Raw genomic sequence first — 26,865 nt, forward strand, 5'->3', positions numbered from 1 at the left:
TTATTTCCAGACCGTGAAGAATATATCGTATAAGCCGAAGATAACAAGGGTGCCCGCGAATAATTTTTCAAGTAAGGGAGTCTTCATTTTTACTGCTGTTTTGGCTCCAAGATAGGAAGCCGGAAAAGCGGTGAGCGACAGCAGCAGCGCGATGTTCCAGTCAATATGCCCGAGGCACCAGTGTGTAATGGCGCCGGGAACGGAAAGTACCGCAGACAAAATAACCGCGCAGGCCAGCGCCTGTTTGATCGGCATCTTCAGGCGGCGAATAAAGAAGGTGCTGAACAGAATACCTCCCGCATTGGCCAGCAGGCCAGACAAAAAGCCGATGAACAAAGCTGCGCCCACAATTTGAGATGCCCTGATGTCGTCGCTGTTGACCGGTGTTTCCACAGAAGACCCTTTATGGCGGAGGTAGGAGTATAACAGGGAGCCTCCCAGTGTTACAATAAACAGTGCTGTCAGCAACATCAGTGTTTTCCCCGGCAGGTAACTGCTGAACCAGGAGCCCACTACGGTGGCAGGTACCCCAAATACAGCCCCTAATAACACCACACGTTTATTAAACAGCTTTTCACGGCTATAAACTGCTGTGGCAGACAGTGTGCTGGAAATAGACGCCGGTAGGGGCGATGCGAGGGCAAAAAAAGGATTGACGCCCGCAAAAATCTGTAGCGCAGGAGTGCTGATAGCGCTGCCGCCTTTGCCTAAAAGGCCCGATAAATAACCGACTACTACCCCTATGACCAATACTGGCAGGTAGTTGGATTGTTGTAAATACTCCATTCAATTTATCCCTCCGGGAACGTGCAAACTAATGGTTGGTGGTTGGTTTGTCTCAATTACAGGTTTATCAAAAATAGGGGGCATTTATTAATATAGGTGATAACTATAAGTTATGGGAGATAACAATATATTATATTTATTGCTAGTCTATAAAGCTAATGAACTGAATATTCGTTATTTTCATACCGCTAACGAATAGCAGTTAAATTGTGATATGACAAAGAAAGTGGATTTCCCCAATGCTGATTATTCCTTACAATGGCTGTACAGGGACCCGGACCAGCATATCTATGAAGATTACAATACAATCGGCGTTCCCGACGAACGGATTTTTGAGGATATCCACCGAGTGCTTGAAATATTGCATGCGGCACAGTTGCTAATACCTGTCAACCTGAACCGGTCGAAGAAATTTGAGTTCTCCGGTACCAGCATCGATGACATCGTGGCGGAAATCCGGCAGTGGGTGCGTTCGCGGGTGATCAAGCAGAAATTGTCCATCTATGGCCATGGGATAGTGAAGCTGCCCAATGGAGAGGAGGCCGTACAAAAAGATCTGGTACAGCTGGCAGATGTGCGTTTTACAGAGAGAAGTTTTAAGATCACTACTGCCAAAACCATCTGGGTGCCGGTAGTGCTGGACGATACAGATAACTACAACTGGCAGATTGGACTGGCAGAACAGAATGCACCAAGGTTGGAAAACTGCCTCGCTGCCGTATTCCACAAGCTGAAACTGGAAGTTGCTCCGGGCCTGGAAGAAGAAGACCGTTCCAAACCTGTGTGGCAGAAAGGGTTTAAGCTGTACCCATCCCGCGAAGCTATTGAAAGCGCTTATATCGAAGACCCGCCCCCGCCCAGTTTTGATATCGCCAAATACCTGTTGCCTAAAACGCAGACAAACCAATAAACCCGGGCTATACCTTTGATCAATAAAAACTGCCCGGCCGTATAACAGCCAGGCAGTGGTATCATTTTCAAAAGAAACCTCTTAAAAAATCTTACTGGCCATAGAACCGTGTCATTTTCTGTTCGAGTATGGAAAGCGGCACGCAGCCATCTTTCAGCAGTTCGTCATGGAAAGCAGGGAGGCTGAATTTATCGCCCAGTGCTTTGGTATATTTCTCCCGCAGTTCTCTTATTTTGAGCTCTCCTATTTTGTAAGACAGTGCCTGGCCGGGGATGACCATGTACCGCTCTACTTCCGCAGTAGCGTCGTGTTCAGACACGGGTTCATTGTCCATCATATATTTAATGGCCTGTTCACGGGTCCAGCCTTTATGATGCATGCCAACGTCTACGACTAAACGAATAGCGCGATGGATTTCATCAGTCAGCCGGCCGAAGTACATATACGGATCGGTATACAGTCCCAGTTCCTTACCGAGGCTTTCGCAGTAGAGAGCATATCCTTCGCCGAAGGCGCCCACCCAGTTGAAGCGGCGAAACCTGGGCAGGGAATCGTTTTCCTGTTGCAGGGAGGACTGGAAGTGGTGACCGGGAATGGCTTCATGCAGGAAGAGGCTTTCCATGCCGGGGTAAGGGAATTCAGCTGCATTCAGGATAGGAACGTAGAAGATACCGGGACGGGAGCCGTCCGGATTGCCGGGCTGGTATTCAGCGGAGGCTGATGCAGCGCGGAAGGCTTCTGTTTGCCTGATCTCGAATTTGGATTTAGGCAGATGACCATACATTTTTCTGACGCCGGGCATGATTTTGTTTTCGATCGCTTTAAAGGAATCGAGGATGGCGCCGGGTGTTTTGAAAATGCGCAGTTTTTTGTCGTTGCGTACTTCCGCGAAGAAAGCTGTCAGATCTCCTTTGAAGCCGGTGCTGTTTTTTACTTCTTCCATTTCCTGGCGGATACGGGCCACTTCGCGTTCTCCGATGGCATAGATTTCATCCGGTGTCTGGTTGGTGGAAGTCCAGTATCTGACGAGGAACCCGTAATATTTCTTTCCGTCGGGAATATCTCCGATACCGCTGGTTTTGCGGGCTTTGGGAAGGTATTCTGTTTGCATGAAGGTATACAGCTTTCCGTATGCCGGGAGGATGTACTTTTCGATGGCTGCCGTGTAATCGGTTGTCAACTGCTGTTTAGCGGCAGCATCCAGTGAATCGGGCAGTGTTTTAAGAGGCGCGTAGAAAACGTTGGCCGTATCTTTTTTAGCCAGGTCTTTCAGTTGCGGCAGTGTTTTGATCACCAGTTTTTCCGGTAATACATAACCGGTAGCGATGCCCTGGCGCATATTGGAGATGGCGGTGTCTGCCCACACAGAAAAACCTTCCATCCGATGCATGAAATTCTCGTAGTCTTTTTTTGTTTTGAAAGGTTGGGCGGAGGAGCCGGAGCCTAGCTGAGCGAGCGTGATAGGCAGGCAGGTGAACTGTTGCACCGGCATCAGGTAGTCGTGGTACGTAAGCATTTCCCGGTTAAGCGAAAGCTCTCTTTCCAGCATGTCATAAGTGATGCGGTCGTTGCCAGACAATCCCGTGGTGTCGATATTTTTCAGGGACTGCTGGTAGGCGGCCAGGAAAGAATCGGCATGTTGCCGGAAGGCGGCCCCGATATCTGTCGGCAGCTGATCGTTGTATTTGTTTTCACCGTTGAAAGTGGCTTGAAGCGGCTGCAGGGCCATATTACCATCGTAATAGCGCTCCACCAGCTGGTGCAGGGAGTCCCGCGAGGCTTGTTGGCTGTTGTGGGAACTTTTCTGCTGGCAGGAGGTGGCGGCCAGCACACTGCCCACTAACAATAAAGAGGCGTATTTCATGTTGAGTATGGATTAAGTAAACAATTTAATCAAATCCCAACAACAAAAAAGCATTCCGAAGAATCGGAATGCTTATTTAGAACAGTGAACAATGAAAAAAAAGATAAAAAATATTTTATTTCAATACTTTAATTCGAATGCTTTTGAAAGACACCTCGTTACCATGGTCTTGTAACAGAATGTGTCCTACCGGCCATAACCCAAAATTCTTCCAGTTTTTGTATTTGCTGATCGCCACCAGGTCTTTGAAGGCTTGGGAGCCCCGTTCATATTCCAATACTTTAAAACCGTTCAGCCAGTGCTCTACGTGGTTATTTGGATACACAATAATACGACCTTTGTTCCAATCTCCAATAGGTAGCAGGGCACGTTTTTCCTGTTTTCTTGTCATGAGATCGTAAAGTGACGCCAGGGTACGGTTTCCGTCGCGTCCCAGCTTAGCGTCCGGGTGTTTTTCATCATCCAGTACCTGGTACTCCAGACCGATGGCAGATTTCCCACCGGTTTCATATGACTCATTTACGAAATATTTCACCCCGCTGTTGGCTCCTGGTGTGAGTTTGAACATAAACTCCATTTCAAACGCGCCATATTCTTTTTCTGTGACGATGTCGCCGCCGCTGCCTTCTTCATCCCCGTTGGAATGCATAATCGTCAGCATGCCGTCCTGGATATGCCAGCCGGAAGTGGGGAAATCCTTTCTGTAAGCGCCTCTCCAGCCTTTGGAGGTCTTACCGTCCCACAGTAGCTGGTACCCGTTCTTTTTCTGCTGACCGGAAATAGTGTTGTCCACATTATTCACCACATAGATATTATCATAGGGAGAATATTGGGAAGCCGCCGGTTTGTCTATGATCCGGATATTTTTCCAGTAAATATGTTTGTTTTCGTCAGCGGCATTTTTGCCGATGCCATGCACCTGCAATGCGATAAAACCTTTAGGCAGCGCGGTATCCACCAGATGTGCGGTAGGAACGCCGTTCACCCAGGTACGGATTTCATTGCCCCTGCATTCAATACGGTATTTATTCCAGTCGGTAGGTTTGAATGCATTTTGCCCTGCCGGATTCAACTCCATAGGGTATTGCCAGCCTCTGCGGCCTTCTTCGTACACTCCACCGCTCCACTTGCGGTCAGACGGGTCTATCTCCATCTGGTAGCCAAATACACGGCCATTCTGATAGTCGTCGCGGCTCTGGCTGCGGAATTGTATACCGGAGTTAAAAGGAGCGCCCAGTTTGAATTCCAGCTCCAGGATGAAATCTCCGTAGTCCTTATCGGTGGCCAGGAAGGAGTTGGGCGTGCCGGTCACGGTTGTACCGACTATCTGTCCGTTCTCTACATTATATACAGCCTTGCCTCCCAGCTGTTTCCAGCCTTTCAGGTCTTTGCCATTAAAAAGCGTTTGCCACTGGCCCTTTTGGGCAAACAGGCTGCCGTACATAAAAAGCAGGCTGCCGAATAGTAAAATCGTCTTTTTCATAACTTGTTATACTGGAATGAAGGTGTCAAATTAGGTAATGAAAATGATTTTTACAACCGATTGCAAAGAAAAAAACTTTTCAAGACGGAAAATAATAGGGCTGGGTTGACCAAGGTAGATGCCAGCCAACCATAAACGCTTACATTTTAGTTGCCGACCTACCTGAAGATATTACAGTCTCTTACCTGAATTTCTTTTTGGAAATCTCTCTGAATGCCCTGCTCACAAAGATGATAATTTCCCATTAACGATAATATAGTTAACCATATTGCCGAAAAACGCTACCAGTCAACCAGCTCAATTCAACTTCAGAAAAATGTTCTCTGGAAAAATAACCCTGATCATCTTCCGAAAATCTTCTTAAAAAAACTTCTGTATAAAAGCCTCATCCAAAAGATGTTAAAAAAATATTGCCGAAATTACCCGGTCCCCAAAACCGCGATAACCCCTTTGCTGTCCCCACTTTTACCCCCTTGCCCGCAAAAAAATTGCATTCCTAAAATTGCAATCGTTTGCATCTCTGCAAATAATTATTATTTTGGGCTGGATAAGTTAGTACCCAATTCCATTTTTTGAAAAACTGATAACGTTATGAATAGGATTTCACGCTTATGTTTTGCAGCGTTATGCCTGCTGCTATGCCATCAGCTTGCTCAAGCACAATCCAAACAGGTGGAGGGAAATGTTGTGGCAAAAGATAAGACTCCCCTGGTAGGCGTTACGGTAGCTGTTAAAGGCGGTACTTCCGGCACGCAGACCGACGCTAACGGACACTTTAAATTACAGGTTGCCAATTCCTCCAATGCTGTACTGGTTTTTTCCTTCATCGGCTACACCCGGCATGAAGAACCCGTCTCCGGACGCGGCGTCATCAGCATCACCCTGGAGGAAGACCAGAAAAAACTGGAAGAAATTGTTGTTGTCGGCTATGGTCAGCAAAAGAAAAAAGATGTGACCGGCTCCATCGCTTCTGTCAGCAGTAAAGCCATCCAGGAAGTACCGGTGACCAACGCGCAACAGGCGCTGCAAGGCCGTACGCCTGGTGTGGACGTCATCAGCAACAGCGCCAAACCCGGCGACGAGCCCACGGTCCGCATCCGCGGTACCCGCTCCCTCTCTGCCGGCAACGATCCGCTTTATGTAATTGATGGTATCCCGTACTCCGGCAGTTTGAATGATATCGGTCCGGGCACCATCCAGTCCATGGAGATCCTGAAAGATGCCTCTGCAACGGCTATCTACGGTTCCCGCGGCGCCAACGGCGTAGTGCTGATCACCACTACCCGCGGTAAAACCAGCCGCCCGATTGTGACCTATTCCGGCTCCTATGGCATGGTGAAAAACCTCGGACAAACAGACCTGATGAACGGCGCCCAGTTCGCCGAAATGCGCCGTGAAGCCTACCGCACTATCGGTAAGTACAATGACAACAACCGCGACTCCTCCGACAGAGCCATCTTTGTTCCGCAGGAATATGCGGGCATCCAGAAAGGCACCAACACCGACTGGCAAAAACTGCTCCTGTCTACCGGATACCAAACCAACCACTCCCTCGGCGTAAACGGTGGCACGGAAAAAACAAAATATGCTGTCGGCCTCGGCTACTTTAAAGACCAGGGCGTGCTGAAACTGCAAAGCTATGAACGCTATAATATCAATATCAGCCTCGATCAGATGATCGGTTCCCGCGTAAAAGTGGGCGCCACTATGCTGGCTTCCTATAGCAACCGCAAAGGCGAAACTTACAATGGCATCAACAACGCCATCCGTATGCTGCCCATCTCATCTCCCTATGATGATAACGGCAACCTGATCACCTTCCCGAACAATGACAGTAACCTGCCCAACCCGTTGCTGGACTACGTGCCAGGCGCCCGCACGGAGAACCGCAAACGTTTCCGCCTTTTTACCAGTCTTTATGGCGAAGTGGAAATAATCGACGGTCTTAAATACAGGCTGAACGTTGGACCGGATATCTCGCAATACAACTACGGCCTGTTCCAGGGTAAGAACACGTTCGATCTCCTGATCGGTGGCGGCGATGCCACCGCTTCCAAAACCAGCGGAGAAACGATTGCATACACCGTGGAAAACGTAGTCACCTACAATAAAACTTTCAACAAAAAACACAACATCGGCTTCACCGGTCTGTATAGCGTACAAAGACAAAGAGGCGACAGCACCACGGCCAACGTACGCGGCGTGCTCGTGGAAGCACAGGAATACTACAACCTCGGTCAGGCAATGAACGTTACCGGCGTTGGCAGCAGCCTCGGTACCTGGACCATCCTGTCTTATATGGGACGCCTCAACTACGGATATGATGACCGTTATCTCGTAACACTGACAATGCGCGCTGACGGCTCCTCCCGCTTCGCTCCCGGTCATAAGTGGGGTTATTTCCCCTCTGTGGCCGCCGCCTGGAATATGAGCAACGAACAGTTCCTCAAAAACAGCCGTAATATCAGCCATATGAAACTGCGCGCCAGCTTCGGCCGTATAGGCAATACCGGTATCGATCCATACGCTACACAGGGTTTGCTGGCACGTATTCCCTACTCGTTCGGCGGAAAAGGCGTGCTCGGTTATACGCCGCAAATGCTGCGTAACCCCAATCTTACCTGGGAAACCACCACTTCCTTCGATGCCGGCCTTGACTTCGGCTTCTTTAAAGACCGCCTGACCGGTACTGTCGATTTCTATAAACAGAAAACCACAGACTTGCTCATGCCTTTCCTGCTGCCTTACAGTAACGGCTTCAACAGCGTCCTGCAAAACGTAGGCGCCACCAGCAATACCGGCTGGGAAGTAGCACTGTCCGGCATCATCATCGACAACCCGAAAGGATTTAACTGGAGCATGGACGTGAACTTCTCCCGCAACCGGTCTAAAATCCTGGAACTGATGGGCGGTAAGACAGAAGACATCGGTAACGGCTGGTTTGTAGGTCAACCTACATATGTGTACTACGACTACAACAAAATCGGTATCTGGCAAACCAATGATAAAACGGATGGCCTGCTCTATAAACCCAAACCGGGTGAAATCAAAGTGGAAGACACCAATGGCGATAAAAAAATAGATGCCAGCGATCGTAAAATACTCGGTACACCGCAGCCCGACTGGACTGCCGGCATGACTCAACGGCTTTCCTATAAAAACTTTGAATTGTCCGTAGTAGCCTTTGCACGTGTAGGCGGTATGATCAAGAGTGATTTCTATCAGAATACCAACACACTGTTCGGCCGTTTCAATAACCTGAACATCAACTACTGGACACCAGCCAATCCGACCAACGATTTCCCCCGGCCCAACGCCAACCAGGAACGTCCGGTCAATTACCAGTCCCTCAGCTATTTTGATGGTTCTTTCTTTAAAATCAGGAACATCTCCCTCTCTTATGCGTTGCCGGAAGCTACCGTGAAACGTATGCAGATGCAGGACCTGCGCTTTAATGTGAGTGTAAAACAACCACTCATCCTGGCGCCTTACAGACAGAAATATAAGGGAGTGGACCCTGAAGACGTGAACGTAATTGGTATTGACGCACCCGCCACCTGGATGTTGCAGTTTGGTGTGAATGCACGGTTCTAATTTTTTTCAATCAAAAACATTCCAACATGAAAAATATTTTGTGGGCATTAGCATTAACAGCACTCGCCGGTACAGGGTGTAACAAAATGCTGGACGAAGATGTAGTCACCAATACAACCGATGATTTCTATAACACGCGGAATGGTTTCACCACTGCGGTCAACGCAGGTTACGCCGGCATGCGCATCTTTTATAGCACAGAAAGGGGCATGACCCTCACCGTTGCAGGAACAGACACCTACACCAACGGCTCTGACGGGAACTTTAAATTTGCCAACCAGTACACTTCCCAGCTGGACGCCCGCTACGATCACGTGAGGGAATTGTGGAACGGCTTGTACCAGTCCATCAACAACTGTAACGTGGTGGTAGACCGCGCAGATAAGGTGAGTGGCCTCGATTCTGCCGCTAAGTTCAAAGGGGTGGGTGAAGCCTTGTTTTGCCGGGCACATTATCACTTCTTGCTGATGCAGACTTTTGGTAACATACCCTTACGGCTACACGAAAATAAAGAGATCAATACAGCCGCTACCCGCGACAGTACCGCTAAAGTATACGATGCCATCATTGACGATCTGACGAAGGCCGCGCAATACCTGCCGCCAACGCAGAGCGACTGGGGCCGCGCTACCAAACCGGCGGCAGAACACCTGCTGGCCAGGGTGTATCTCACCCGAGCCACTTCGCCTGATGCGAAGCCGGACGATTATGCCAATGCAGATAAATACGCAGAAGGCGTCATCAAAAATTATGGCCTGAAGTTATTGGACGATCCCGGAAAAGTATGGGCACAGGGCAACGAAAACAATACAGAAACCATCTTCGCGGCGCAGTATACCACTGACCCGCTGTATGCGTCGCCAGACAACAATGCCTGCCGCTTTTTCCTCATGCAGTACGATGTGCTGAACGGTATGCAGCGCGACCTGCCTAACGGTACGCCGTGGAAACGTTTCCGTCCCACTGCCTACCTGATCGATACGCTTTACAAGGAGCGGGTGTATGATACCCGTTATCAGAAATGGTTCACTACCGTTTGGTTTGTGAACAAGCCTGTTACCACTCCTTGGGTGATGAACCTGGGCGACACGGCCGTATATATGCCAGGCCGCCCGGTTACGCCGGCGGAAGTGGCCAGCAAACACTATCTGTTAGTGGGTTCTGATAAGTATACCGAAAAGCTGTATCCGTCCCTGAACAAATTCGCGGACGCCCTGCGCCCTGATAACCAGGCTTCCGGTGTAAGGCCCTTTATTGCCTTCCGGTTGGCTGAGACCTACCTGATTGCTGCCGAAGCGCTCTATAAACTGGGGAATGCACAAGGTGCCGCTGATATGGTGAACGTAGTGCGGATCAGAGCTGCCCGTCAGGGTACTACACCGGCTGAAACCCAGGCGAACCAGGAGGCGATGAAAATCAAAGCCGGCGATATCAATATCGACTTCCTGCTGGACGAAAGAGGCCGGGAGCTGGTTGGAGAGCAGCTGGCCTGGTTTGACCTGAAACGGACCGGTAAGCTCCTGGAGAGAGTACGCAAGCACAATCCGGAAGCATCGGCCAATATAGACCCCCATCATCTGCTGCGGCCTATCCCGCAGGAGCAGATCGACAGGTCCTCTACGCCGTTCCCGCAGAACCCGGGTTACTGACCGCCTTACCACTTCATGATTTCTTAACAGACGCTCCGGGCAAAACGTCCGGAGCGTCTGCGTTTATCCCGTTATTTTGTGTATATTGAAGGACTTAAAAAACATCAATATATGGCACAGAAGAAGATTTTATTGCTGACAGGAGATTTTGCGGAAGACTATGAAACCATGGTACCTTTTCAGATGCTGCAAATGATTGGGCACGAGGTACATGCGGTTTGCCCCGACAAGGCTGCCGGCGACAAGATAAAAACAGCCATCCACGATTTTGAAGGCGACCAGACCTATTCAGAAAAACCCGGTCATGGTTTTGTGCTCAATGCCTCCTTTGCTGATGTGACGGCGGCAGATTATGACGCGTTGGTGATTGCCGGTGGCAGGGCGCCTGAGTACCTGCGGCTTAATAAAAACGTGCTGGAGCTGGTGCGGCATTTCTTTACAGAAGATAAACCGGTAGCTGCTGTTTGTCATGCTATCCAGATCCTGACCGCTGCTGATGTGGTACGGGGTAAAAAACTGACCGCTTACCCTGCCGTAGCGCCCGAAGTAACTGCGTCCGGCGGCACTTATGTGTCTGTTAATGTTACAGAAGCAGTCGTTGATGGTAAACTGGTGACGGCACCGGCGTGGCCGGCCCACCCGCAATGGATCGCTGCGTTTCTCCAGGTACTGGGCACCACGATCACGTTATAATTTTATTATTTGATTATTTCATTATTTATATAATGTTGATAGTTAGTCTTTAAAAGAAAGGTCTAATTATCTTCCCGATGGATTTTCAAATTATACCTTCATTGCTTACCTTTGCAGCCAAATTCAGGAAATCAACTGCCTGGATGCATGATCGTCAAAGTAATTTGTCATTCCGTAATTGATTAAAATATATGTCCGGACAGCTTAAAGAAGTTCGTAACCGAATCAAATCTATTCAATCTGGTCAGCAGATCACAAAAGCCATGAAAATGGTGAGTGCTGCGAAATTAAGACGTGCACAGGATGCTATTTTACTGATGCGTCCTTACGCCTTGAAACTCCAGGAGATGCTGCAGAATATTGTTTCCAACAGCGAAGGCAATATCGCCACTCCCCTGGCTGCACAACGTGAGGTTGAAAAAGTACTGATTGTGGTGATCACTTCAGACAGAGGTCTGTGCGGCGCCTTCAACTCCAACCTGATCAAAACTGCCAAACGTGTTATCCGCGAGAAATACCAGGAGCAGTTTGAGCAGGGCAGAGTGGAAATACTGCCTATCGGTAAAAAAGGATACGAGCACTTCGCCCAGAATGGTTATAAAGTAATCGACAAGTACTGGCAGCTGTTCGGCAGCCTCACTTTCGAAAACGTGAAAGAAGCGGCTTCTGTAGCACTGAACGGTTTTATCGACGGTACTTACGACGCGGTGGAAATCATCTACAGCGAATTCAAAAACGCTGCTACCCAGGTATATGTTTCTGAACAGTTCCTGCCTATCGCGAAAGTGGAAAGCAAAGAAGACAACAACCTGAAAGCGGATTTCATCTTTGAACCACAGAAAGAAGTACTGATCGCTGAACTGATGCCGAAAATCCTGAACACCCAGTTCTTCAAAGCGGTACTGGACTCTCACGCTTCTGAGCATGGCGCTCGTATGACCGCTATGGACAAAGCCACTGAAAACGCCCAGGAACTGCTGCGTACACTGAAGATCTCCTACAACCGCGCCCGTCAGGCCGCCATCACCACCGAGCTGACTGAGATCGTGAGCGGTGCCGCTGCACTGGCAGGTTGATAACACTACGTCAATACTGAATATCGAAATATTTTCAGATTAGGGTCAAAGACTGTATTTTTAGTCTTTGACCTTTTTTGTGTAATTCACACCTCTGATAGCAACATGGAAATATCACAGCTCATCCCACATGTGGAAGCACTAATTTTTGCAGCCGATCGGCCCTTACCCCTGCTGGAAATAGTGGAGTTGCTCAATAACGCGTTGGCATTCCTGGAAGACCGCGCCACGCTGGAGCAGGTAGAAGCAGCCATGGAAGCCATCAGGGAGAAGTACAGCTCTGAGTTCTACGCCTTTGAAATCAGAAGCAGTGGCGGCGGATACCAATTCATGACCAAAAAGGAATATTATCAGACCGTAGCACAGCTCAACGGTGATAAATTCCTGAAACGCCTGTCAACAGCTGCTCTCGAAACACTGGCCATCATCGCTTACCGCCAGCCTATCTCCAAAGGAGAAATTGAATACATCCGCGGCGTAAGTACGGACTATTCCATCCAGAAACTGCTGGAAAAAGAACTGATCGTTATCTCCGGCCGCAGTGAAGACCTGCCCGGTAAGCCGCTGCTATACACCGTTTCCCGCTCTTTTATGGACTATTTCGGTATCAATTCCGCTGCCGATCTGCCCAAACTGAAAGAACTTTTCGAGGAAGAGCTAGTGCAGCCTACGCTGATCAATGAAGATACAGCTACCATCGGTCGTGGCGATAACGCCCAGACACCCGAAAATTTACACTCCATGATGGTCTCCGAAGACGGGGAACTGCTGGACCCCGATCATGAACTGGACCGGCTGGAAACCCCCGAGGTGCCCGCCGCAGAAGATGAAGAGGCCGAGCCGGACGATGAAATCGTCGCGTTCAATACTTATCTCGCAGAAGAAGATACCACCGAAGAAGCTCCCGCCCCGGAAGATGCCGTAGCTCCTGAAACGCCCGATGTCCCGGAAGATACAACCACGCCAGAATCAGCCACGGAAGAAGAGGAGGAAACGCCTGCCATCGAGGAAGAAGCCGCCGGCGATCAGGGACCGGCAGAAGACGAGGACAGCGACAAAGACCCTGACAGTATCATGGAAGAAGCCATGGAACTCCCTTCAGAAGATGATGAACCTGTATCAGAAGAACAGGAGGATGAGGATGAGGATGAGGATGAGGATGAGGATGAGGATGAGGATGAGGATGAGGATGAGGATGAGGATGAGGATGAGGATGAGGATGAAAACTCAACCAACGAAGATACAGATAAAAAAGACTAATATAACAGCCTGCTTTTGCAGGCTTTTTTATGTGCTTCGCGCGATGTTTTGCCATGTTTTACCAAAATGTCTTGAGGTAAGTGGCATGCGTAAAAAGTCGAATTTTTCGAAAAAACGTCGTTTTTTGGGCGGTTTTTGACATTTTTGTTCCTGAATTACCTATCTCTGCTGTTTTATGCCCTTGCACTTTGTGGTTCTATAATTGGTTTTATGCCCTCTGGCTGGGGAATATCCTGCTTCTGCGAGCTTTTAATGCGCTTCGCGCGATATAATAGCCCTGGGCTGTCAGGATGTTTTGCGCTGTGGTGAGGGGAAGCCTGTATGGGGCGGCCTTTTTTTCGAAAAAAACGTGTTTTTTTGATGATTTTTGAGATTTTCATTCCTGAATTACTCACCTCTGCTGTTTTATGCCCCTACACTTCCGGTTCTATCAACTGGGTTTTTAATGCTTTCTGGCCGGGGAGCAGCCTGCTTCTGCGAGCTTTTAATGCGCTTCGCGCGATATAATCGCCTTGTGTTATCAGGATGCTTTGCAATGTGGTGATGGGAAGCTGGTATGGGAAGGTTGCTTTTTTCGGAAAAACGGCGTTTTTTGATAGTTTTTGACATTTTTGCCCTTAAGTTGACCCTTCGTCCTTGTTTAGTCCGTTGTCGTTATGCCAGCGCCCGCCATATAGTAACGTGGACGGCCCTACGGAATTTCCAACTCTCCTGGCAGCCCATATATGCAAGAAGCCATTTCGTCTGAACAGCGATTCATCTACGACCACGGTCCATTTGTTATTGACATCAGTTCCCCTTCCGGGAAATAAAATAAAACAAGGGTGGAAAGAAACGTTTGAACCAGAGCAATATTCTTTCTTCCCTGGCAATCAGTACCTGTTTTTTTCGTTTACGCATACCTGTGATAATGAGGCGGGCACATTTGTCCACCGGAATACCATGTGCCTGGCCTGGGTCCATTTTGCCAAAGGGAGAGCCGTCGGCGGTAATGGCGGCATAGGTGATAGGTGTTTGGATACGGCCCGGACAAACGATAGTGGTATGCAACTGAGGAATGGGCTGTTCTGTCTGCAGCGTTTCAAAATAGCCTTGGAGCGCATGTTTGGCGGCGTTGTAGCCGGAGCGCCAGGGGTAGCCCATAAGACCGGCCATGCTGCTGACAACTACGATCTGGCCGTGTTGCTGTTGCTGAAAATAAGGCAGCAGGGCTTTGGTCAGCATCACAGGACCAAAAAAGTTGACTTCCATTAATTGACGGATGGCGGATACCTGTGTATCAATCAGTTTGGAGCGTTGGGTGACGCCGGCATTGTTGATCAGCACATCTATCCGGCCATACAGCTGCCAGGCTTTTTTAGCGCCGGCATCGACCTGTTCGGGTTGGGTGATGTCCATGATCAGGATTTCACAGAAAGATGTGTATTGCAGGCATTCCCGCTGCACGGTGGCAAGTGTATCGGCATGCCTGGCGGCGAGGATGAGCCGCGCTTTTTCCTGCGCCAACAAAAGCGCCAGCTGCCGGCCTATACCGGAGCTGGCGCCTGTAATAAAGATCACCTGGTCTTGGTAGGACATAAGGTTGTATTATCCCTTCAGGGGAACCAGTTTAATATTTTTCCATTTCACCTTGATACCGCCGCCGGAGTGGATTTGCAGGGCGATCTGACCGTCGATGGAACCGATTTTTTCGTCTTTCAGAGTGATCATTTCATGGCCATTGAGCCAGGTGGTCACCTGATCGCCGTCAACGCGGATTTTCATGGTGTTCCATTCGCCCATTTTCAGGTATTGTTCTTTGTCGGCTTCCGGTTTGATCAGCCATCCGCGGCCATAGGACTCATAGATACCGCCGGTATGCATGTTGGGTGGCGCTACTTCGGCCTGCCAGCCGGCAATTTTGGTGCCTTCCAGGGAGGAGTGGAAGAATACGCCACTGTTGCCATTGGCCTCCTGTTTGAACTGAACGGTCAGTTCGAAATTTTTATATTTTTTGTCGGTGGCAAGATAACCGTATTCTTTATCCGGGCCGCTTTCGCAGACTAATTCACCTTTTTCCACATACCATTTTTCAGTACCGTGTATTTTCCAGCCATCCAGGTTTTTACCATTGAACAGGGATTGGGCTTTTTGTGCAAAAGCGCTGCTGGTGCCCAGTACGAGGGCGGCACCCAATACGAATTTTAAAAAAGACCGCTTCATATAGATTATTGGATTTTTGAGATAAGTTTTAAACGTGGTTCCGTTGTTCACCGGATAAAAAAAGTCCCCCGGTGTTGGCCGGAGGACTCCAATATAATATCTAAATTCCAGATATCTAAATGAGAATGATTAGCGGGCGATGTTTACCGCACGTTTTTCGCGGATAACAGTCACCTTGATCTGACCAGGATATTGCATCTCGGTCTGGATTTTATTTGCGATTTCGAAGGACAGGCGGTCAGCGTCGTTGTCGGACACTTTATCACTTTCAACGATGATACGCAGTTCCCTGCCGGCCTGGATAGCGTAGGCTTTTTCCACGCCTTCGTGAGCGAGGGCCAGGTTTTCCAGGTCTTTGATACGTTGCAGGTAGCTCTGCATGATTTCGCGGCGGGCGCCGGGACGGGCGCCACTGATGGCGTCGCAGGCCTGTACGATCGGGGAAATCACGTATTGCATTTCCATTTCGTCGTGGTGCGCACCGATAGCGTTTACCACAGCGGCGTGTTCGCCGTATTTTTCAGCCAGTTTGGCGCCGAGGAGGGCGTGGCTCAGTTCAGTTTCTTCGTCCGGTACTTTACCGATATCGTGCAGCAGGCCGGCGCGTTTGGCGAGCTTCGGGTTGAGGCCCAGTTCCGCAGCCATCACCGCACAGAGGTTGGCTGTTTCCTTGGAGTGCATCAGCAGGTTCTGACCATAGGAAGAGCGGAAACGCATTTTACCTACCAGTCGCACCAGTTCTTTATGCAGGCCATGGATACCCAGTTCGATTACGGTCCTTTCACCGATGTCCATTACCTGTTCTTCCAGTTGTTTCTTGGTTTTTTCTACCACTTCCTCGATACGGGCGGGGTGGATACGGCCGTCCTGTACCAGTCGCTGGAGGGACAGGCGGGCGATTTCACGGCGCAGCGGGTCGAAGGAAGAGAGTACGATGGCTTCAGGGGTGTCATCCACGATGAGGTCAACGCCTGTAGCCGCCTCAATAGCGCGGATATTACGTCCTTCACGGCCGATGATCTGGCCTTTGATTTCATCACTTTCCAGGGTGAACACAGTGATGGTGTTCTCGATGGTCTGTTCAGCGGCTGTGCGCTGGATGGACTGTATAATAATTTTCTTGGCTTCTTTGTTGGCTTTCAGCTTGGCGTCCTCGATAATTTCCTGGATATGGGACAGCGCCTGGGAGCGGGCTTCCTCTTTCAGGCTTTCCACCAGCTGATGTTTGGCTTCTTCAGCAGTAAGGCCGGCCACTTTTTCAAGGCGGCGGATATGCTCTTCCTGGTGTTTTTCCAGTTCAGTACGCTTAATGGTCACCAGTTCCATCTGGCGGTTCAGCGTTTCCTTGATCGCTTCGTTTTCGTTGATGTGTTTCTGGAGCTGTTCGTTTTTCTGATTAAGGGACAGCTCTTTCTGTTTGATGCGGTTTTCGGACTCGGCTATTTTCTGGTTGCGCTGCATGACTTCTTTCTCATGCTCACTTTTCAATTGCAGGAATTTCTCTTTTGCTTCGAGTAACCTGTCTTTTTTCAGCGTTTCGGCGCTAAGTTGTGCATCTGCGACGATTTTTTTAGCCTGTTGCTCAGCTTCGTCAATTTTTTGCTGTGTGTTTTTGGCAAATATCACCTTACCTAGCACTATTCCTAAGATCAATGCCACTACTGCAGCTATTGTCGTATAAAGTGTAACATCCATATGAATTATTTATACTTGATTTATGTAGTATCCTCATACCCAAGTCACTGCTAAAACGCGACAGGGGCGAGAACTGACCCGCGAAAATACAAAAAAATAGCAGTAAAGCGCGTTTAATACGTGATAATTAGCGAATTAGCTAAGTCATTGTTTAGCAAGGGGTAAAGTGACCTCAGCCCAATGCCTGGTTGATGATTTCTTCCAGCTTTTCCAGTTTCTCCTGCAGAAAGGGAGCAGTAACGGCCTGTGCCTTGCCGCCGCTGGTGCCCGGGTGGGTAGCGTACATAATGAGGGCCATAGCAATATAGTCCTGCTGGTCTTTACCAGCATAGGCAGTTTTAAAATCAACGATTTTCTCATTCACTTCTTTCATAATACGGCGTACCTCTTCCTCCTCTTCCGGACGTATTTTGATCCGGTAAGAGCGGTCAGATACCACAATATTGATAGGAATGAGCTGTTCCATATGTTGAAATTATTTTATGTCAGCCATTTAGCAAGGCGATACACCGGTCGATCTCTTTGATATACTCATTGATTTTGTTCCGGATTTCCTTTTTAAAGGCTGCGTCTTCTGTTGCTGTGGCGCCTCCCTGGGCGGTGGCTGCGATCTTTGAAAGATGCAGTTTGTCCTCCATTGCCTGTATGGTCAGCTGTTGTTGTTGCAGTGCCTGTTGTTGGTGGTTGACTTCTTCTTTTAGCGATGCATTCTCCGACTGCACCTGGTGAAGCCTTTTCACCAGCAGTTGTAGCTTTTCTTCTACCCGTTGAATGTATTGCTCTAATACCATTTTAAACAATTGATATCATTTTCGATTTTTTGATTTACGGATTTCGGAATTTAAACGAATGTGATTGAATCCCCCAAATTCGTAAATCAAAAAATCGAAAATCGAAAATTATCTCCGTATTTCTGCTTGTAACTGTGTCTCAAAAGTCTTTACCAGCTTGTCCATTACCCCGTCAATTTCTTTGTCCGTCAGGGTTTTTTGGGTGTCCAGGAAGGTAAAGCTTACAGCGTACGATTTTTTATTGGCTCCCAGCTTCTCGCTTTCAAATACGTCGAAGAGGTTGATGTCCTTCAGCAGTGCTGATTTTACTGCACGGGCAGCGGCCTCTACGGCTGCAAACCGCACCTGTTTGTCCAGCACCAGCGCCAGGTCTCTCCTTACGGCAGGGAAGCGTGGAATTTCCCTGTAAAAGTTATCACTTTTTTGCAAGAGTCCGAGTATTTTATCCCAATTAAAAGTGGCATACCATACCGGTTGTTTAATATCGAACTGCTTCAGTTTCTGTGTGGTAACGCCTCCGAGGGTCACTACCACCTGATTTTTTACTTTAATTTCCCAGGCTGGCAGCAGACCGGCTTCGGTGCTTTCCACCCATTGGAACTGCTGGTAGCCCAGCTGTTTCAGTACATTTACCACAAAACCTTTCAGGTCGTAGAAATCCACGGGAGTGGATTTGTGCATCCAGGTTTCTGCGGTACGTTTGCCGGTGAGGTATAACACGAGGTGATTGTTCTCGGCATATCCTTTCTCCAGTACTTTATAGGTTTTTCCGAATTCGAAGAAGAACAGGTCTTCGTTCTTACGGTTCAGGTTGTGAGAAATGCTTTCCAGGCCTGTTTCCAACATGGAAGGGCGCATTACGTCCAGTTCCACGGTGAGGCTGTTCATCATTTTCACGGTATGCTCCAGCACTTCCGGCGTATAGTATTTGCTGTTGGTGATGGAGTTGGTGAAAATTTCATGGAAACCGTTGCCGGCCAGGTAGTTGGCCACTTTTTCACGGATGCCTTCTTCGTCTGGCTGGGAGGCCATGGAAGGGGCAATGGTGATGTGGGACGGGATTTCAATATTATCGAGACCGTCTATCCGCATAATTTCCTCTACCAGGTCCGCAGGAAGACTGATGTCCGGTTTGCTGAAAGGTACGGCCACCCGCAGTTTTTCCGGGGTTTGCGCCATTACGTCCACTGTTTCGGAAATAAGTTCGAAACCAAGGCTGGTCAGAATGTTTTTGATTTTTTCCGGTGCATACTTGCTGCCACTGAGTTTGTGGATATAGGCGTAGGTAGTTTCCACCTGTGTTTTCACTTTAGGCAACGGATATACGTCCACGATATCGGAAGCCGCTTTACCGCCTGCCAGCTCACAAATCAGTGCGGCGGCGCGTTGCAGGGCAAATACCGTATTGGAGATGTCCACCCCTTTTTCAAAGCGGGTGGCGGCATCGGTGCGGAGACCATGCCGGAAGGAAGTGGTACGGATACCACCGGCAGTAAAGAAGGCGCTCTCCAGGAAGATATTTTGAGTGCTGTCGCTCACGCCGGAATGCAGTCCGCCGAAAACACCGGCAATGCACATGCCTTCACCGGCGCCGTTACAGATCATCAGGTCGGTAGCGTCCAGTTTCCGTTCTTTTTCGTCGAGGGTAACAAATACGGTGTCCTGCGGCAGGTTCTTCACTACTACAGCATTGCCTTTAACGGCTGACGCGTCGAAGGCGTGCAGCGGTTGGCCGGTCTCATGCAGTACAAAGTTGGTGATGTCCACAATATTATTAATAGGGCGTACGCCGATGGCCTGCAGGTGGTTTTTCAGCCATTCCGGAGAAGGCGCCACGGTCACGCCGGTGATGCTGATGCCGCTATAGCGCGGGCAGGCATCGGTATTGTCGATGGTCACGCTGATCGGAAGCGGGGCCGCTGCGGCAGGCAGGGCTTTTATTTCCGGCAGTTGTACCTGGTATTTGCTGGTATGTTCCAGGTTATTGAGGAAAGCGCATACGTCTTTCGCTACGCCGATATGGCTCATAGCGTCCATACGGTTGGGCGTAAGGCCTATTTCGTAGATCCAGTCCTGTACTGGTTTGAATATATCTGCGGCAGGTGTTCCGGGTTGCAGGGAGGCGTCCAGCACCATGATACCGGCGTGGCTGTTGCCCAGGCCAATTTCATCTTCAGCACAGATCATGCCCTGGCTTTCTTCGCCACGGATTTTTGCTTTTTTCATGGTGAGGGGCTCGCCATCCAGCGGATAGATAGTAGTGCCGATGGGGGCTACCACTACTTTCTGGCCCACGGCCACGTTGGGAGCGCCGCAAACAATGTGCAGCGGTTCACCGTTGCCGGTGTTTACAGTGGTCAGTTTCAGTTTGTCAGCATTGGGGTGCTTTTCGGCTGTCAGCACTTCACCCACTACCAAGCCGGCCAGACTGCCCTTTACCGCCTCGAACTTTTCAAGGCTCTCAACTTCCAGGCCTATTCTTGTCAGGATGGTGGACAGTTCCTCCGGTGTAGGTTTGACCGGCAAATACTCACAAAGCCAGTTGTATGAAATCGTCATTTGTCTGCTTGGTTTATAAAGAAGCGTAAAGTTAAAGAATTACAAATTACGAATTACGAATTAGCGGTTTAGCCGGTGATTACCGGGAAAAATTATCCCGGAGGAGGGATGGATAGCGGTTTTCCGACTCCTGTTTTCTCGTATAGGTCTACCTGGCCAACGTTCCGGCGGCCTGGTAACGGCGTTTCACGGCAATGTGAAAATCTTTTTTACACAATGTGTGTGAATAATCAGACCTTTGCATGTGGTTTTTCCGGTTTTTGGTGGATAACTGTTGTTGTCCGGTGGATAACCCGCTCATAGATGGTGGAAAACCTGTGCGTGGGGTTTAATAAATTTAGTCGTCAAATAAAAAAGGTTAATTAAAAAAATGCCTTTACCTTAGTTTGTACGGCTCGAGAAAATTTACAATTTCTTAAAGCGGCAAATGTTGCCGGGATACAGGAATAATGCAAATAAATACCGGAAAGGCCCATTGACTGTAACCTTTTATTAACTTTTTTTAATACGCTGACCATAAATGGATCTCAATCTTAAGAAGGACCGCAATGTTCGCAGAAAGCCGGCCATTGAGGTATCATCCTTGGTGTATGGCAAGATACCACCACAGGCTAAAGAATTGGAAGAAGCTGTTTTGGGAGCCATCATGCTGGAAAAAGGTGCTTTTGATATTGTTGTGGAAATATTAAAAGGCGAGTGTTTTTATGTGGAGGCACACCAGCTGATATTCTCTGCCATGACCCGTCTGGCATCAAAATCGATGCCGGTGGACATTCTCACCGTAACAGAAGAGCTGAAGTCTATGGGCTCGCTGGAAGCGGTAGGCGGCCCTTTTACCGTGATGAAACTCACCAATGCGGTAGTGTCTTCGGCCAACATCGAAGCGCACGCCCGTATTATCCTGCAGAAATTCATTCAGCGGGAGCTGATCCGCATTTCCGGAGAGATCCTTACCGAATCTTACGAAGACACGGCAGACGTGTTTGACCTGCTCGACAGTGCCGAATCCAAGCTTTTCGAGATCACCAATAATCACCTGCGTAAAAACTACGACTCCATCGACCGCGTTCTGGTAAACACCATGAAACGTATCGAGGACCTGCGTAATAAAGGCGATGATATTACCGGTGTGCCTTCCGGCTTCCCGTCGCTCGACAAAGTGACTTACGGCTGGCAGTCTACCGACCTTATCATCATAGCGGCCCGTCCTTCCGTAGGTAAGACCGCCTTCGCGCTGAACCTCGCCCGTAACGCAGCGCTTCACCCCCGCTTCCCGAAAGGGGCTGCGGTGTTCTCCTTGGAGATGTCCTCCGGCCAGATCGTACAACGTATCCTCTCGGCGGAATCGGAAATCAAACTGGAGAAAATATCCCGTGGTAAACTGGAGGAATATGAGATGAAGAAGCTGATGACCCACGGTATAGAACGCCTGGCAAAAGCACCCATCTTTATCGATGACACCCCGGCACTCAACATCTTTGAGCTAAGGGCCAAATGCCGGCGACTGGTACATAACCACGGCGTAGGGGTGATCATCATCGACTACCTGCAGCTGATGAGCGGCAGCGGCGATGGCAGAGGCTCCAACCGCGAACAGGAGATCAGTAAAATCTCCCGTGACCTGAAAGGCCTCGCGAAAGAGTTGATGGTACCGGTGATCGCCCTCTCCCAGTTGAGCCGTGATGTGGAAAAACGTAAAGACGGTAATAAAATGCCGCAGTTGAGTGACCTCCGTGAATCTGGTGCGATCGAACAGGATGCCGACATGGTAATGTTCCTGTACCGCCCTGAATACTATGAGATCAACGCCAACGAAATGGGTGAGTCCAATAAAGGTGAAACCCACGTCCGTATCGCGAAACACCGTAACGGTCAGCTGGATACCATCAAATTAAGGGCAGTACTGGAGTTCCAGCGCTTTGAAGATGATGGCAGCCTGGAAAACCCCGGTGGCGGCGGCAACCCTTTCACCGGCATCTCCCGTCCACAGGGCGGCGGCAATGATGAGGCAAAGCTGTACATACAGAAGGGCTCCAAAATGAATGACATGAACTTTGACGAAGGTTTTGAAGATGCACCGTTTTAGCACCTGTAACGATATTTGCTTTAAGGCCGGCATCACCAGATCGCCGGCCTTTTTGTTGGCACCGGATAAATTTATCACTATCGGAATAATTTACCCTGCTTAAATCTTACATTAATCAGATGAATCAATGAAACAGCTCTATTTAAAATACAGGCATTATTACAAGGACAATTTCCATTTAGCCTATCCTGTTGTTATTTCCCAGCTGGGACACACATTGGTGGCCCTGTCAGACAGCATTATTATTGGCCACACCGGGAAAGTGCCGCTGGCAGCGGTATCGCTGGGCAACAGCCTGTTCAGTATTTTTATGGTGACAGGCATCGGCATGTCCTATGGCCTTACGCCGTTGATTGCACAGGAGAACGGCCGTGGCAACAAAAAAGCCATCGGCCACCTGTTGAGCCACAGCCTCATCATCAATATGGTAGTGGGTTTCCTGTTGTCAACAGTTATTTATTTCGGCAGCAGCCATCTTGAATTACTGAAACAGGAAGCCGATGTGGCGGCTCAGGCCCGCCCTTTCCTGCGTTACCTGGGTTTTTCCTTTATCCCGCTGATGTTGTTTTTGTCATTCAAACAGTTTGCGGAAGGACTGGGCTTTACCCGTCAGGCCATGAACATCAGTATTATTGGTAACGTCATCAATATCATCATCGGTATCACGCTGGTATACGGTCTCTTTGGTATGCCCCGTATGGGCGTAGTGGGCGTGGGTATCGCCACTTTCACCGACCGCCTGATCATGGGCATTACCATGTCTTTTTATGTATTGAAGTCGCCCCGTTTCAAACCTTACCTGCAATCTTTTGGTTTCCGGCACCTGGAATGGACATCTGTCAAAAAAATCCTAGGCATCGGTACGCCGGTGGCCCTGCAATATATTTTCGAGATCAGCGCTTTCAGCGGCGCTGCCGTGATCGTAGGCTGGATGGGCGCTGCCGAACTGGCGGCACACCAGATTGCGCTCAGCCTGGCAGCCATGACCTACATGATGGCCAGCGGCATCTCCGCAGCGGCCGGCATCAAGAGCGGCAACAACTTCGGAAAGAAAGATTATCACGCCCTGCGCCATTCCGCCATCGCCAGTTACCATATGGTGCTAGTGCTGATGGGCACCACCGCGCTGATGTTCATGTTATTCAAAAACCTGCTGCCTGCCATGTATATCAACGACCCGCAGGTGATAACCATTGCTGCCGGGTTGCTGGTGATTGCTGCTTTCTTCCAGTTATTTGACGGCACACAGGTAGTGGGGCTGGGCATTCTCCGTGGCCTCGGCGATGTGAAGATGCCTACGTTCATTACATTGCTGGCTTACTGGGGTATTGGCATCCCGTTGGGTTATGTGCTGGGCATTAAAATGGGCTACGGCGTAGAAGGTGTATGGTGGGCGTTGTTACTGGGCCTGCTGACCGCTTCTGTATTGTTGTTTTTCCGTTTCCATATTAAAAGCCGCAAGCTCGTAGCGACCAGTTAGGATTTTAAAATCCCAAATGGTTTTATCTTTGCGCCCATGGACAAGCCTATCTTTTATGCGCCGGATATTGCTGCAGACGCAGCAGCTTATACAATGAACGAAGACACTTCCAAGTATTGTATACAGGTGCTCCGGCATGAAAACGGCGATGAGGTATTGTTGGCTGATGGCCGTGGGCACCGGTTTCATGCTGTGATCACGGATGACAACCGTAAGCGTTGCGGGGTACGGATCACCGGATGTGATACGTTGCCGGCGCCGTCACCGGCACTTCGTATAGCCATTTCGTTTACTAAAAATGCATCCCGGATCGAATGGTTTCTGGAAAAGGCCGCTGAAATAGGCATCCGGACGATCATTCCGCTGGTGAGCCACCGTACGGAGAAAGAGAAGATCAAAGCGGAGAGGCTGCAAAACATACTGGTATCAGCGATGTTGCAGTCGCAGCAGTTTTACCTGCCGGAGCTGCTGGAGCCGCAGCCGTTTGAGAAGGTGGTAACCGCCAATACTGACCCGCAGCGGCTGATCGCTCACTGTTTGCCCGGAAAGAAAAGGGAACTGGTACATCATTTTCAACCCGGAAAGGATACCATTATCCTGATCGGGCCGGAGGGCGACTTTACGCCGGAAGAGATACAACTGGCGCTGGACAAGGGTTTTGAGCCGGTGTCGCTGGGGAGGAACCGGCTGCGGACGGAGACTGCGGGGATGGTATCTGTAACGATGATGAATATGCTGAATACCGGTTCTCCGGAATAATAAATCAGCCATACTGATAAAAAAGGAAAGCCCGGAACATTGTTCCGGGCTTTCCTTTTTTATCAGGCAGATGTTTGGTTAGTGTTGTTTGTCCCCGGGTTTGAGGGTGGGCTCTTTTAGTTCCACCGGATGGCCGTGTCCTTTCCGTACGCGCATATTCAGCATTTCCACGCCGAAGGAGAAAGCCATGGCAAAGTAGACATAGTTTTTCAGGTGCAGGTCGTGTGCTTTCTCCGCGTCCCAGCCTTCTACAATAAGGATGGCGCCTACCATCACGAGGAAGGAAAGGGCCAGCATTTTAAGGGTGGGATGTTTGTGGATAAAGTCACTGATGCGGGGTGCGAACAGGAACATGACGATCATGGCGATCACCACCGCGATGATCATGATGGGCACTTGTTTGGCCAGGCCTACCGCGGTGATGATACTGTCGAAGGAGAACACCGTATCGATGACGATGATCTGGCCTACCACGTTGAGCATGGAGACGGCGGGTTTGTTGCCGTTGACGGCTGGTCCGGTGGTTTCTTCCTCGCCTTCCAGTTTGTGGTGGATTTCGAGGGTGGTTTTGATGAGCAGGAAAAGGCCGCCACCGAGCATGATGAGGTCGCGCAGGCTGAAACCGTGGCTGCCGATGTGGAACAGCGGGTTTACGGCCCTGACGATGTAGCCGATGCAAAGGAGGAGGATAATGCGTACAGCGATGCCAGTGAGCATCCAGATGCGGCGGGCCGCAGGGCGTTTTTCTGCTGGCAGGCGGTTCATGACAATGGAAACGAAGATCACATTGTCGATGCCCAATACCACTTCCATGAGCACCAGCGTCAAAAGGCTGATGATTGATTCAGCCGTCAGAAATTGTTCCATATAGGTTGTATTTGAAATGCTGCCTTATCTGCGCAGGCCGGCACATATTTTCTTCACGATGGTCGGGCCTTCGTAGATGAAACCGGTATACACTTGTACCAGGGACGCGCCGGCATCCAGTTTTTCCTGTGCATCCGCCGCGGTGAATATACCGCCGGCCGCGATGATTGGAATCGTGCCGTGGCTGCGCTGGTGTATATATTTAATTACAGCGGTAGCTTTCTCCCTTACCGGAAGCCCGCTAAGTCCGCCTGCCCCTATTTCCGCGATGGTGGCCGCCGGAGTGGCCAGTCCTTCCCGGCTGATAGTGGTATTGGTCGCCACAATGCCTGCCAGTTTGGTTTCCTGTACAATCTCGATAATATCGTCCAGTTGTTCGTTGGTAAGGTCCGGTGCTATTTTTAACAGAATGGGTTTCGGTTTCAGCTTTTGTGCGTTGAGCAGTTGCAGATGGTGCAGCAGCTGTTTCAGCGGTTCTTTCTCCTGTAATGCCCGCAGGTTAGGGGTATTGGGAGAGCTGACGTTGACCACGAAGTAGTCGGCCACGTCATAGAGCGCATGGAAACATTTTTCGTAGTCGCTTACCGCTTCTTCGTTAGGGGTGTTTTTATTTTTACCGATGTTGCCACCGACAATAATATTTGATTTTTTGTGGCGCAGTCTTTTTGCAGCTGCTGCGGCGCCTTCGTTATTAAAGCCCATACGGTTGATCAGGGCCTGGTCTGCCGGAAGACGGAACAGCCGTGGCTGGTCGTTGCCTGGCTGTGCCAGCGGGGTCACCGTACCGATTTCCACAAAGCCGAACCCGAGGCAGGCCAGTTCATCGATATATTTGGCGTCTTTGTCAAATCCGGCGGCCAGTCCTACCGGATTGGAAAAATGAAGGCCAAACAGTTCCCTTTCCAGCCCTTTTGTTTTAACGTCACAAAAGGCGCGCAGTACATTTTTGCCGAAAGGGAGCGCATAAATTATTTTCATTCCACGCATCACAGTGTGGTGGATCTTTTCCGGCTGAGCGCGGAAGAGGATTTTTTTGATTAGCTGATACATTGCGGGATCAAAGATAATTAGGATTTACATGATTTCTACTGATTTGCCAGGTGCATGTATG

General features: G+C 49.5%; 20 protein-coding genes. 9 read left to right on the forward strand and 11 right to left on the reverse strand.

Annotated elements, in window-relative coordinates:
* Positions 1 to 786: a sulfite exporter TauE/SafE family protein gene (locus ACTJJS_RS18445; protein WP_440664785.1), complete on the reverse strand. Its 786-nt coding sequence runs from the start codon at positions 784 to 786 to the stop codon at positions 1 to 3.
* 214 nt (positions 787 to 1,000) lie between these two features.
* On the opposite strand from ACTJJS_RS18445, the gene ACTJJS_RS18450 reads away from it, so the two are divergent.
* Positions 1,001 to 1,696: a hypothetical protein gene (locus ACTJJS_RS18450; RefSeq protein WP_440664786.1), complete on the forward strand. Its 696-nt coding sequence runs from the start codon at positions 1,001 to 1,003 to the stop codon at positions 1,694 to 1,696.
* Positions 1,697 to 1,787: 91 nt separating this feature from the next.
* Here ACTJJS_RS18450 and ACTJJS_RS18455 read toward each other — a convergent pair whose 3' ends face one another.
* Both ACTJJS_RS18455 and ACTJJS_RS18460 read right to left on the reverse strand, forming a co-directional pair.
* Positions 1,788 to 3,560, reverse strand: coding sequence for a DUF885 domain-containing protein (locus tag ACTJJS_RS18455; RefSeq protein ID WP_440664787.1), 1,773 nt, complete (start codon positions 3,558 to 3,560; stop codon positions 1,788 to 1,790).
* Positions 3,561 to 3,675: 115 nt separating this feature from the next.
* On the reverse strand, positions 3,676 to 5,043 hold the full coding sequence (locus ACTJJS_RS18460) for a 3-keto-disaccharide hydrolase (protein WP_440664788.1): 1,368 nt from the start codon (positions 5,041 to 5,043) through the stop codon (positions 3,676 to 3,678).
* Positions 5,044 to 5,634: 591 nt separating this feature from the next.
* Here ACTJJS_RS18460 and ACTJJS_RS18465 point away from each other — a divergent pair.
* The 5 genes from ACTJJS_RS18465 to scpB all read left to right on the forward strand — a co-directional run bounded on the left by ACTJJS_RS18465 (position 5,635) and on the right by scpB (position 13,315).
* On the forward strand, positions 5,635 to 8,637 hold the full coding sequence (locus ACTJJS_RS18465; RefSeq protein WP_440664789.1) for a SusC/RagA family TonB-linked outer membrane protein: 3,003 nt from the start codon (positions 5,635 to 5,637) through the stop codon (positions 8,635 to 8,637).
* A 26-nt stretch (positions 8,638 to 8,663) separates the two neighbouring features.
* Complete coding sequence (locus ACTJJS_RS18470) at positions 8,664 to 10,286, forward strand: RagB/SusD family nutrient uptake outer membrane protein (RefSeq protein ID WP_440664790.1); 1,623 nt, start codon at positions 8,664 to 8,666, stop codon at positions 10,284 to 10,286.
* A gap of 111 nt (positions 10,287 to 10,397) precedes the next feature.
* Positions 10,398 to 10,979, forward strand: coding sequence for a DJ-1/PfpI family protein (locus ACTJJS_RS18475; protein WP_440664791.1), 582 nt, complete (start codon positions 10,398 to 10,400; stop codon positions 10,977 to 10,979).
* A 191-nt stretch (positions 10,980 to 11,170) separates the two neighbouring features.
* On the forward strand, positions 11,171 to 12,055 hold the full coding sequence (atpG, locus tag ACTJJS_RS18480) for an ATP synthase F1 subunit gamma (protein WP_168870216.1): 885 nt from the start codon (positions 11,171 to 11,173) through the stop codon (positions 12,053 to 12,055).
* Between the two features lie 105 nt (positions 12,056 to 12,160).
* Positions 12,161 to 13,315, forward strand: a complete 1,155-nt coding sequence (scpB, locus tag ACTJJS_RS18485) for an SMC-Scp complex subunit ScpB (protein ID WP_440664792.1) — start codon at positions 12,161 to 12,163, stop codon at positions 13,313 to 13,315.
* 789 nt (positions 13,316 to 14,104) lie between these two features.
* Here the strand turns inward: scpB and ACTJJS_RS18490 are convergent.
* From ACTJJS_RS18490 to pheT, 6 genes are all read right to left on the reverse strand, one after another.
* A complete protein-coding gene (locus tag ACTJJS_RS18490; RefSeq protein WP_440664793.1) occupies positions 14,105 to 14,893 on the reverse strand; it encodes an SDR family oxidoreductase in 789 nt (262 codons plus the stop codon).
* A 9-nt stretch (positions 14,894 to 14,902) separates the two neighbouring features.
* Positions 14,903 to 15,517, reverse strand: a complete 615-nt coding sequence (locus ACTJJS_RS18495) for a 3-keto-disaccharide hydrolase (protein ID WP_168870212.1) — start codon at positions 15,515 to 15,517, stop codon at positions 14,903 to 14,905.
* A 129-nt stretch (positions 15,518 to 15,646) separates the two neighbouring features.
* Positions 15,647 to 17,212: a ribonuclease Y gene (gene rny / locus ACTJJS_RS18500; RefSeq protein ID WP_168870211.1), complete on the reverse strand. Its 1,566-nt coding sequence runs from the start codon at positions 17,210 to 17,212 to the stop codon at positions 15,647 to 15,649.
* A 172-nt stretch (positions 17,213 to 17,384) separates the two neighbouring features.
* Positions 17,385 to 17,678 (reverse strand): cell division protein ZapA, encoded by a 294-nt coding sequence (locus tag ACTJJS_RS18505; RefSeq protein WP_078669018.1) that lies wholly within the window; start codon positions 17,676 to 17,678, stop codon positions 17,385 to 17,387.
* A gap of 19 nt (positions 17,679 to 17,697) precedes the next feature.
* Positions 17,698 to 18,003, reverse strand: coding sequence for a hypothetical protein (locus tag ACTJJS_RS18510; RefSeq protein WP_168870210.1), 306 nt, complete (start codon positions 18,001 to 18,003; stop codon positions 17,698 to 17,700).
* A 108-nt stretch (positions 18,004 to 18,111) separates the two neighbouring features.
* The gene (pheT, locus tag ACTJJS_RS18515; protein WP_343745517.1) at positions 18,112 to 20,562 is read right to left on the reverse strand and encodes a phenylalanine--tRNA ligase subunit beta; all 2,451 of its coding nucleotides are present in this window, start codon (positions 20,560 to 20,562) and stop codon (positions 18,112 to 18,114) included.
* A gap of 520 nt (positions 20,563 to 21,082) precedes the next feature.
* Between pheT and dnaB the strand changes: the two genes are divergently transcribed.
* The 3 genes from dnaB to ACTJJS_RS18530 all read left to right on the forward strand — a co-directional run bounded on the left by dnaB (position 21,083) and on the right by ACTJJS_RS18530 (position 24,887).
* A complete protein-coding gene (gene dnaB, locus ACTJJS_RS18520; protein WP_168870207.1) occupies positions 21,083 to 22,648 on the forward strand; it encodes a replicative DNA helicase in 1,566 nt (521 codons plus the stop codon).
* Between the two features lie 127 nt (positions 22,649 to 22,775).
* Positions 22,776 to 24,128 (forward strand): MATE family efflux transporter, encoded by a 1,353-nt coding sequence (locus tag ACTJJS_RS18525; RefSeq protein WP_168870206.1) that lies wholly within the window; start codon positions 22,776 to 22,778, stop codon positions 24,126 to 24,128.
* A gap of 36 nt (positions 24,129 to 24,164) precedes the next feature.
* Complete coding sequence (locus tag ACTJJS_RS18530) at positions 24,165 to 24,887, forward strand: RsmE family RNA methyltransferase (RefSeq protein ID WP_440664794.1); 723 nt, start codon at positions 24,165 to 24,167, stop codon at positions 24,885 to 24,887.
* Between the two features lie 78 nt (positions 24,888 to 24,965).
* Here the strand turns inward: ACTJJS_RS18530 and ACTJJS_RS18535 are convergent, their stop codons facing one another.
* Both ACTJJS_RS18535 and ACTJJS_RS18540 read right to left on the reverse strand, forming a co-directional pair.
* Positions 24,966 to 25,754, reverse strand: coding sequence for a TerC family protein (locus ACTJJS_RS18535; protein WP_168870204.1), 789 nt, complete (start codon positions 25,752 to 25,754; stop codon positions 24,966 to 24,968).
* Positions 25,755 to 25,778: 24 nt separating this feature from the next.
* A complete protein-coding gene (locus tag ACTJJS_RS18540) occupies positions 25,779 to 26,804 on the reverse strand; it encodes a quinone-dependent dihydroorotate dehydrogenase (protein WP_440664795.1) in 1,026 nt (341 codons plus the stop codon).
* Positions 26,805 to 26,865: the final 61 nt, after the last annotated feature.

It is taken from the genome of Chitinophaga sp. 22308 (genome assembly GCF_052045305.1).
Taxonomy (GTDB): domain Bacteria; phylum Bacteroidota; class Bacteroidia; order Chitinophagales; family Chitinophagaceae; genus Chitinophaga; species Chitinophaga varians_A.

Excerpts from the sequence above, each read along its gene's own strand:
- ACTJJS_RS18445 (WP_440664785.1), bottom strand. The coding sequence starts at position 786 with ATGGAGTATTTACAACAATCCAACTACCTGCCAGTATTGGTCATAGGG.
- ACTJJS_RS18450 (WP_440664786.1), top strand. The coding sequence starts at position 1,001 with ATGACAAAGAAAGTGGATTTCCCCAATGCTGATTATTCCTTACAATGG.
- ACTJJS_RS18455 (WP_440664787.1), bottom strand. The coding sequence starts at position 3,560 with ATGAAATACGCCTCTTTATTGTTAGTGGGCAGTGTGCTGGCCGCCACC.
- ACTJJS_RS18460 (WP_440664788.1), bottom strand. The coding sequence starts at position 5,043 with ATGAAAAAGACGATTTTACTATTCGGCAGCCTGCTTTTTATGTACGGC.
- ACTJJS_RS18465 (WP_440664789.1), top strand. The coding sequence starts at position 5,635 with ATGAATAGGATTTCACGCTTATGTTTTGCAGCGTTATGCCTGCTGCTA.
- ACTJJS_RS18470 (WP_440664790.1), top strand. The coding sequence starts at position 8,664 with ATGAAAAATATTTTGTGGGCATTAGCATTAACAGCACTCGCCGGTACA.
- ACTJJS_RS18475 (WP_440664791.1), top strand. The coding sequence starts at position 10,398 with ATGGCACAGAAGAAGATTTTATTGCTGACAGGAGATTTTGCGGAAGAC.
- atpG (WP_168870216.1), top strand. The coding sequence starts at position 11,171 with ATGTCCGGACAGCTTAAAGAAGTTCGTAACCGAATCAAATCTATTCAA.
- scpB (WP_440664792.1), top strand. The coding sequence starts at position 12,161 with ATGGAAATATCACAGCTCATCCCACATGTGGAAGCACTAATTTTTGCA.
- ACTJJS_RS18490 (WP_440664793.1), bottom strand. The coding sequence starts at position 14,893 with ATGTCCTACCAAGACCAGGTGATCTTTATTACAGGCGCCAGCTCCGGT.
- ACTJJS_RS18495 (WP_168870212.1), bottom strand. The coding sequence starts at position 15,517 with ATGAAGCGGTCTTTTTTAAAATTCGTATTGGGTGCCGCCCTCGTACTG.
- rny (WP_168870211.1), bottom strand. The coding sequence starts at position 17,212 with ATGGATGTTACACTTTATACGACAATAGCTGCAGTAGTGGCATTGATC.
- ACTJJS_RS18505 (WP_078669018.1), bottom strand. The coding sequence starts at position 17,678 with ATGGAACAGCTCATTCCTATCAATATTGTGGTATCTGACCGCTCTTAC.
- ACTJJS_RS18510 (WP_168870210.1), bottom strand. The coding sequence starts at position 18,003 with ATGGTATTAGAGCAATACATTCAACGGGTAGAAGAAAAGCTACAACTG.
- pheT (WP_343745517.1), bottom strand. The coding sequence starts at position 20,562 with ATGACGATTTCATACAACTGGCTTTGTGAGTATTTGCCGGTCAAACCT.
- dnaB (WP_168870207.1), top strand. The coding sequence starts at position 21,083 with ATGGATCTCAATCTTAAGAAGGACCGCAATGTTCGCAGAAAGCCGGCC.
- ACTJJS_RS18525 (WP_168870206.1), top strand. The coding sequence starts at position 22,776 with ATGAAACAGCTCTATTTAAAATACAGGCATTATTACAAGGACAATTTC.
- ACTJJS_RS18530 (WP_440664794.1), top strand. The coding sequence starts at position 24,165 with ATGGACAAGCCTATCTTTTATGCGCCGGATATTGCTGCAGACGCAGCA.
- ACTJJS_RS18535 (WP_168870204.1), bottom strand. The coding sequence starts at position 25,754 with ATGGAACAATTTCTGACGGCTGAATCAATCATCAGCCTTTTGACGCTG.
- ACTJJS_RS18540 (WP_440664795.1), bottom strand. The coding sequence starts at position 26,804 with ATGTATCAGCTAATCAAAAAAATCCTCTTCCGCGCTCAGCCGGAAAAG.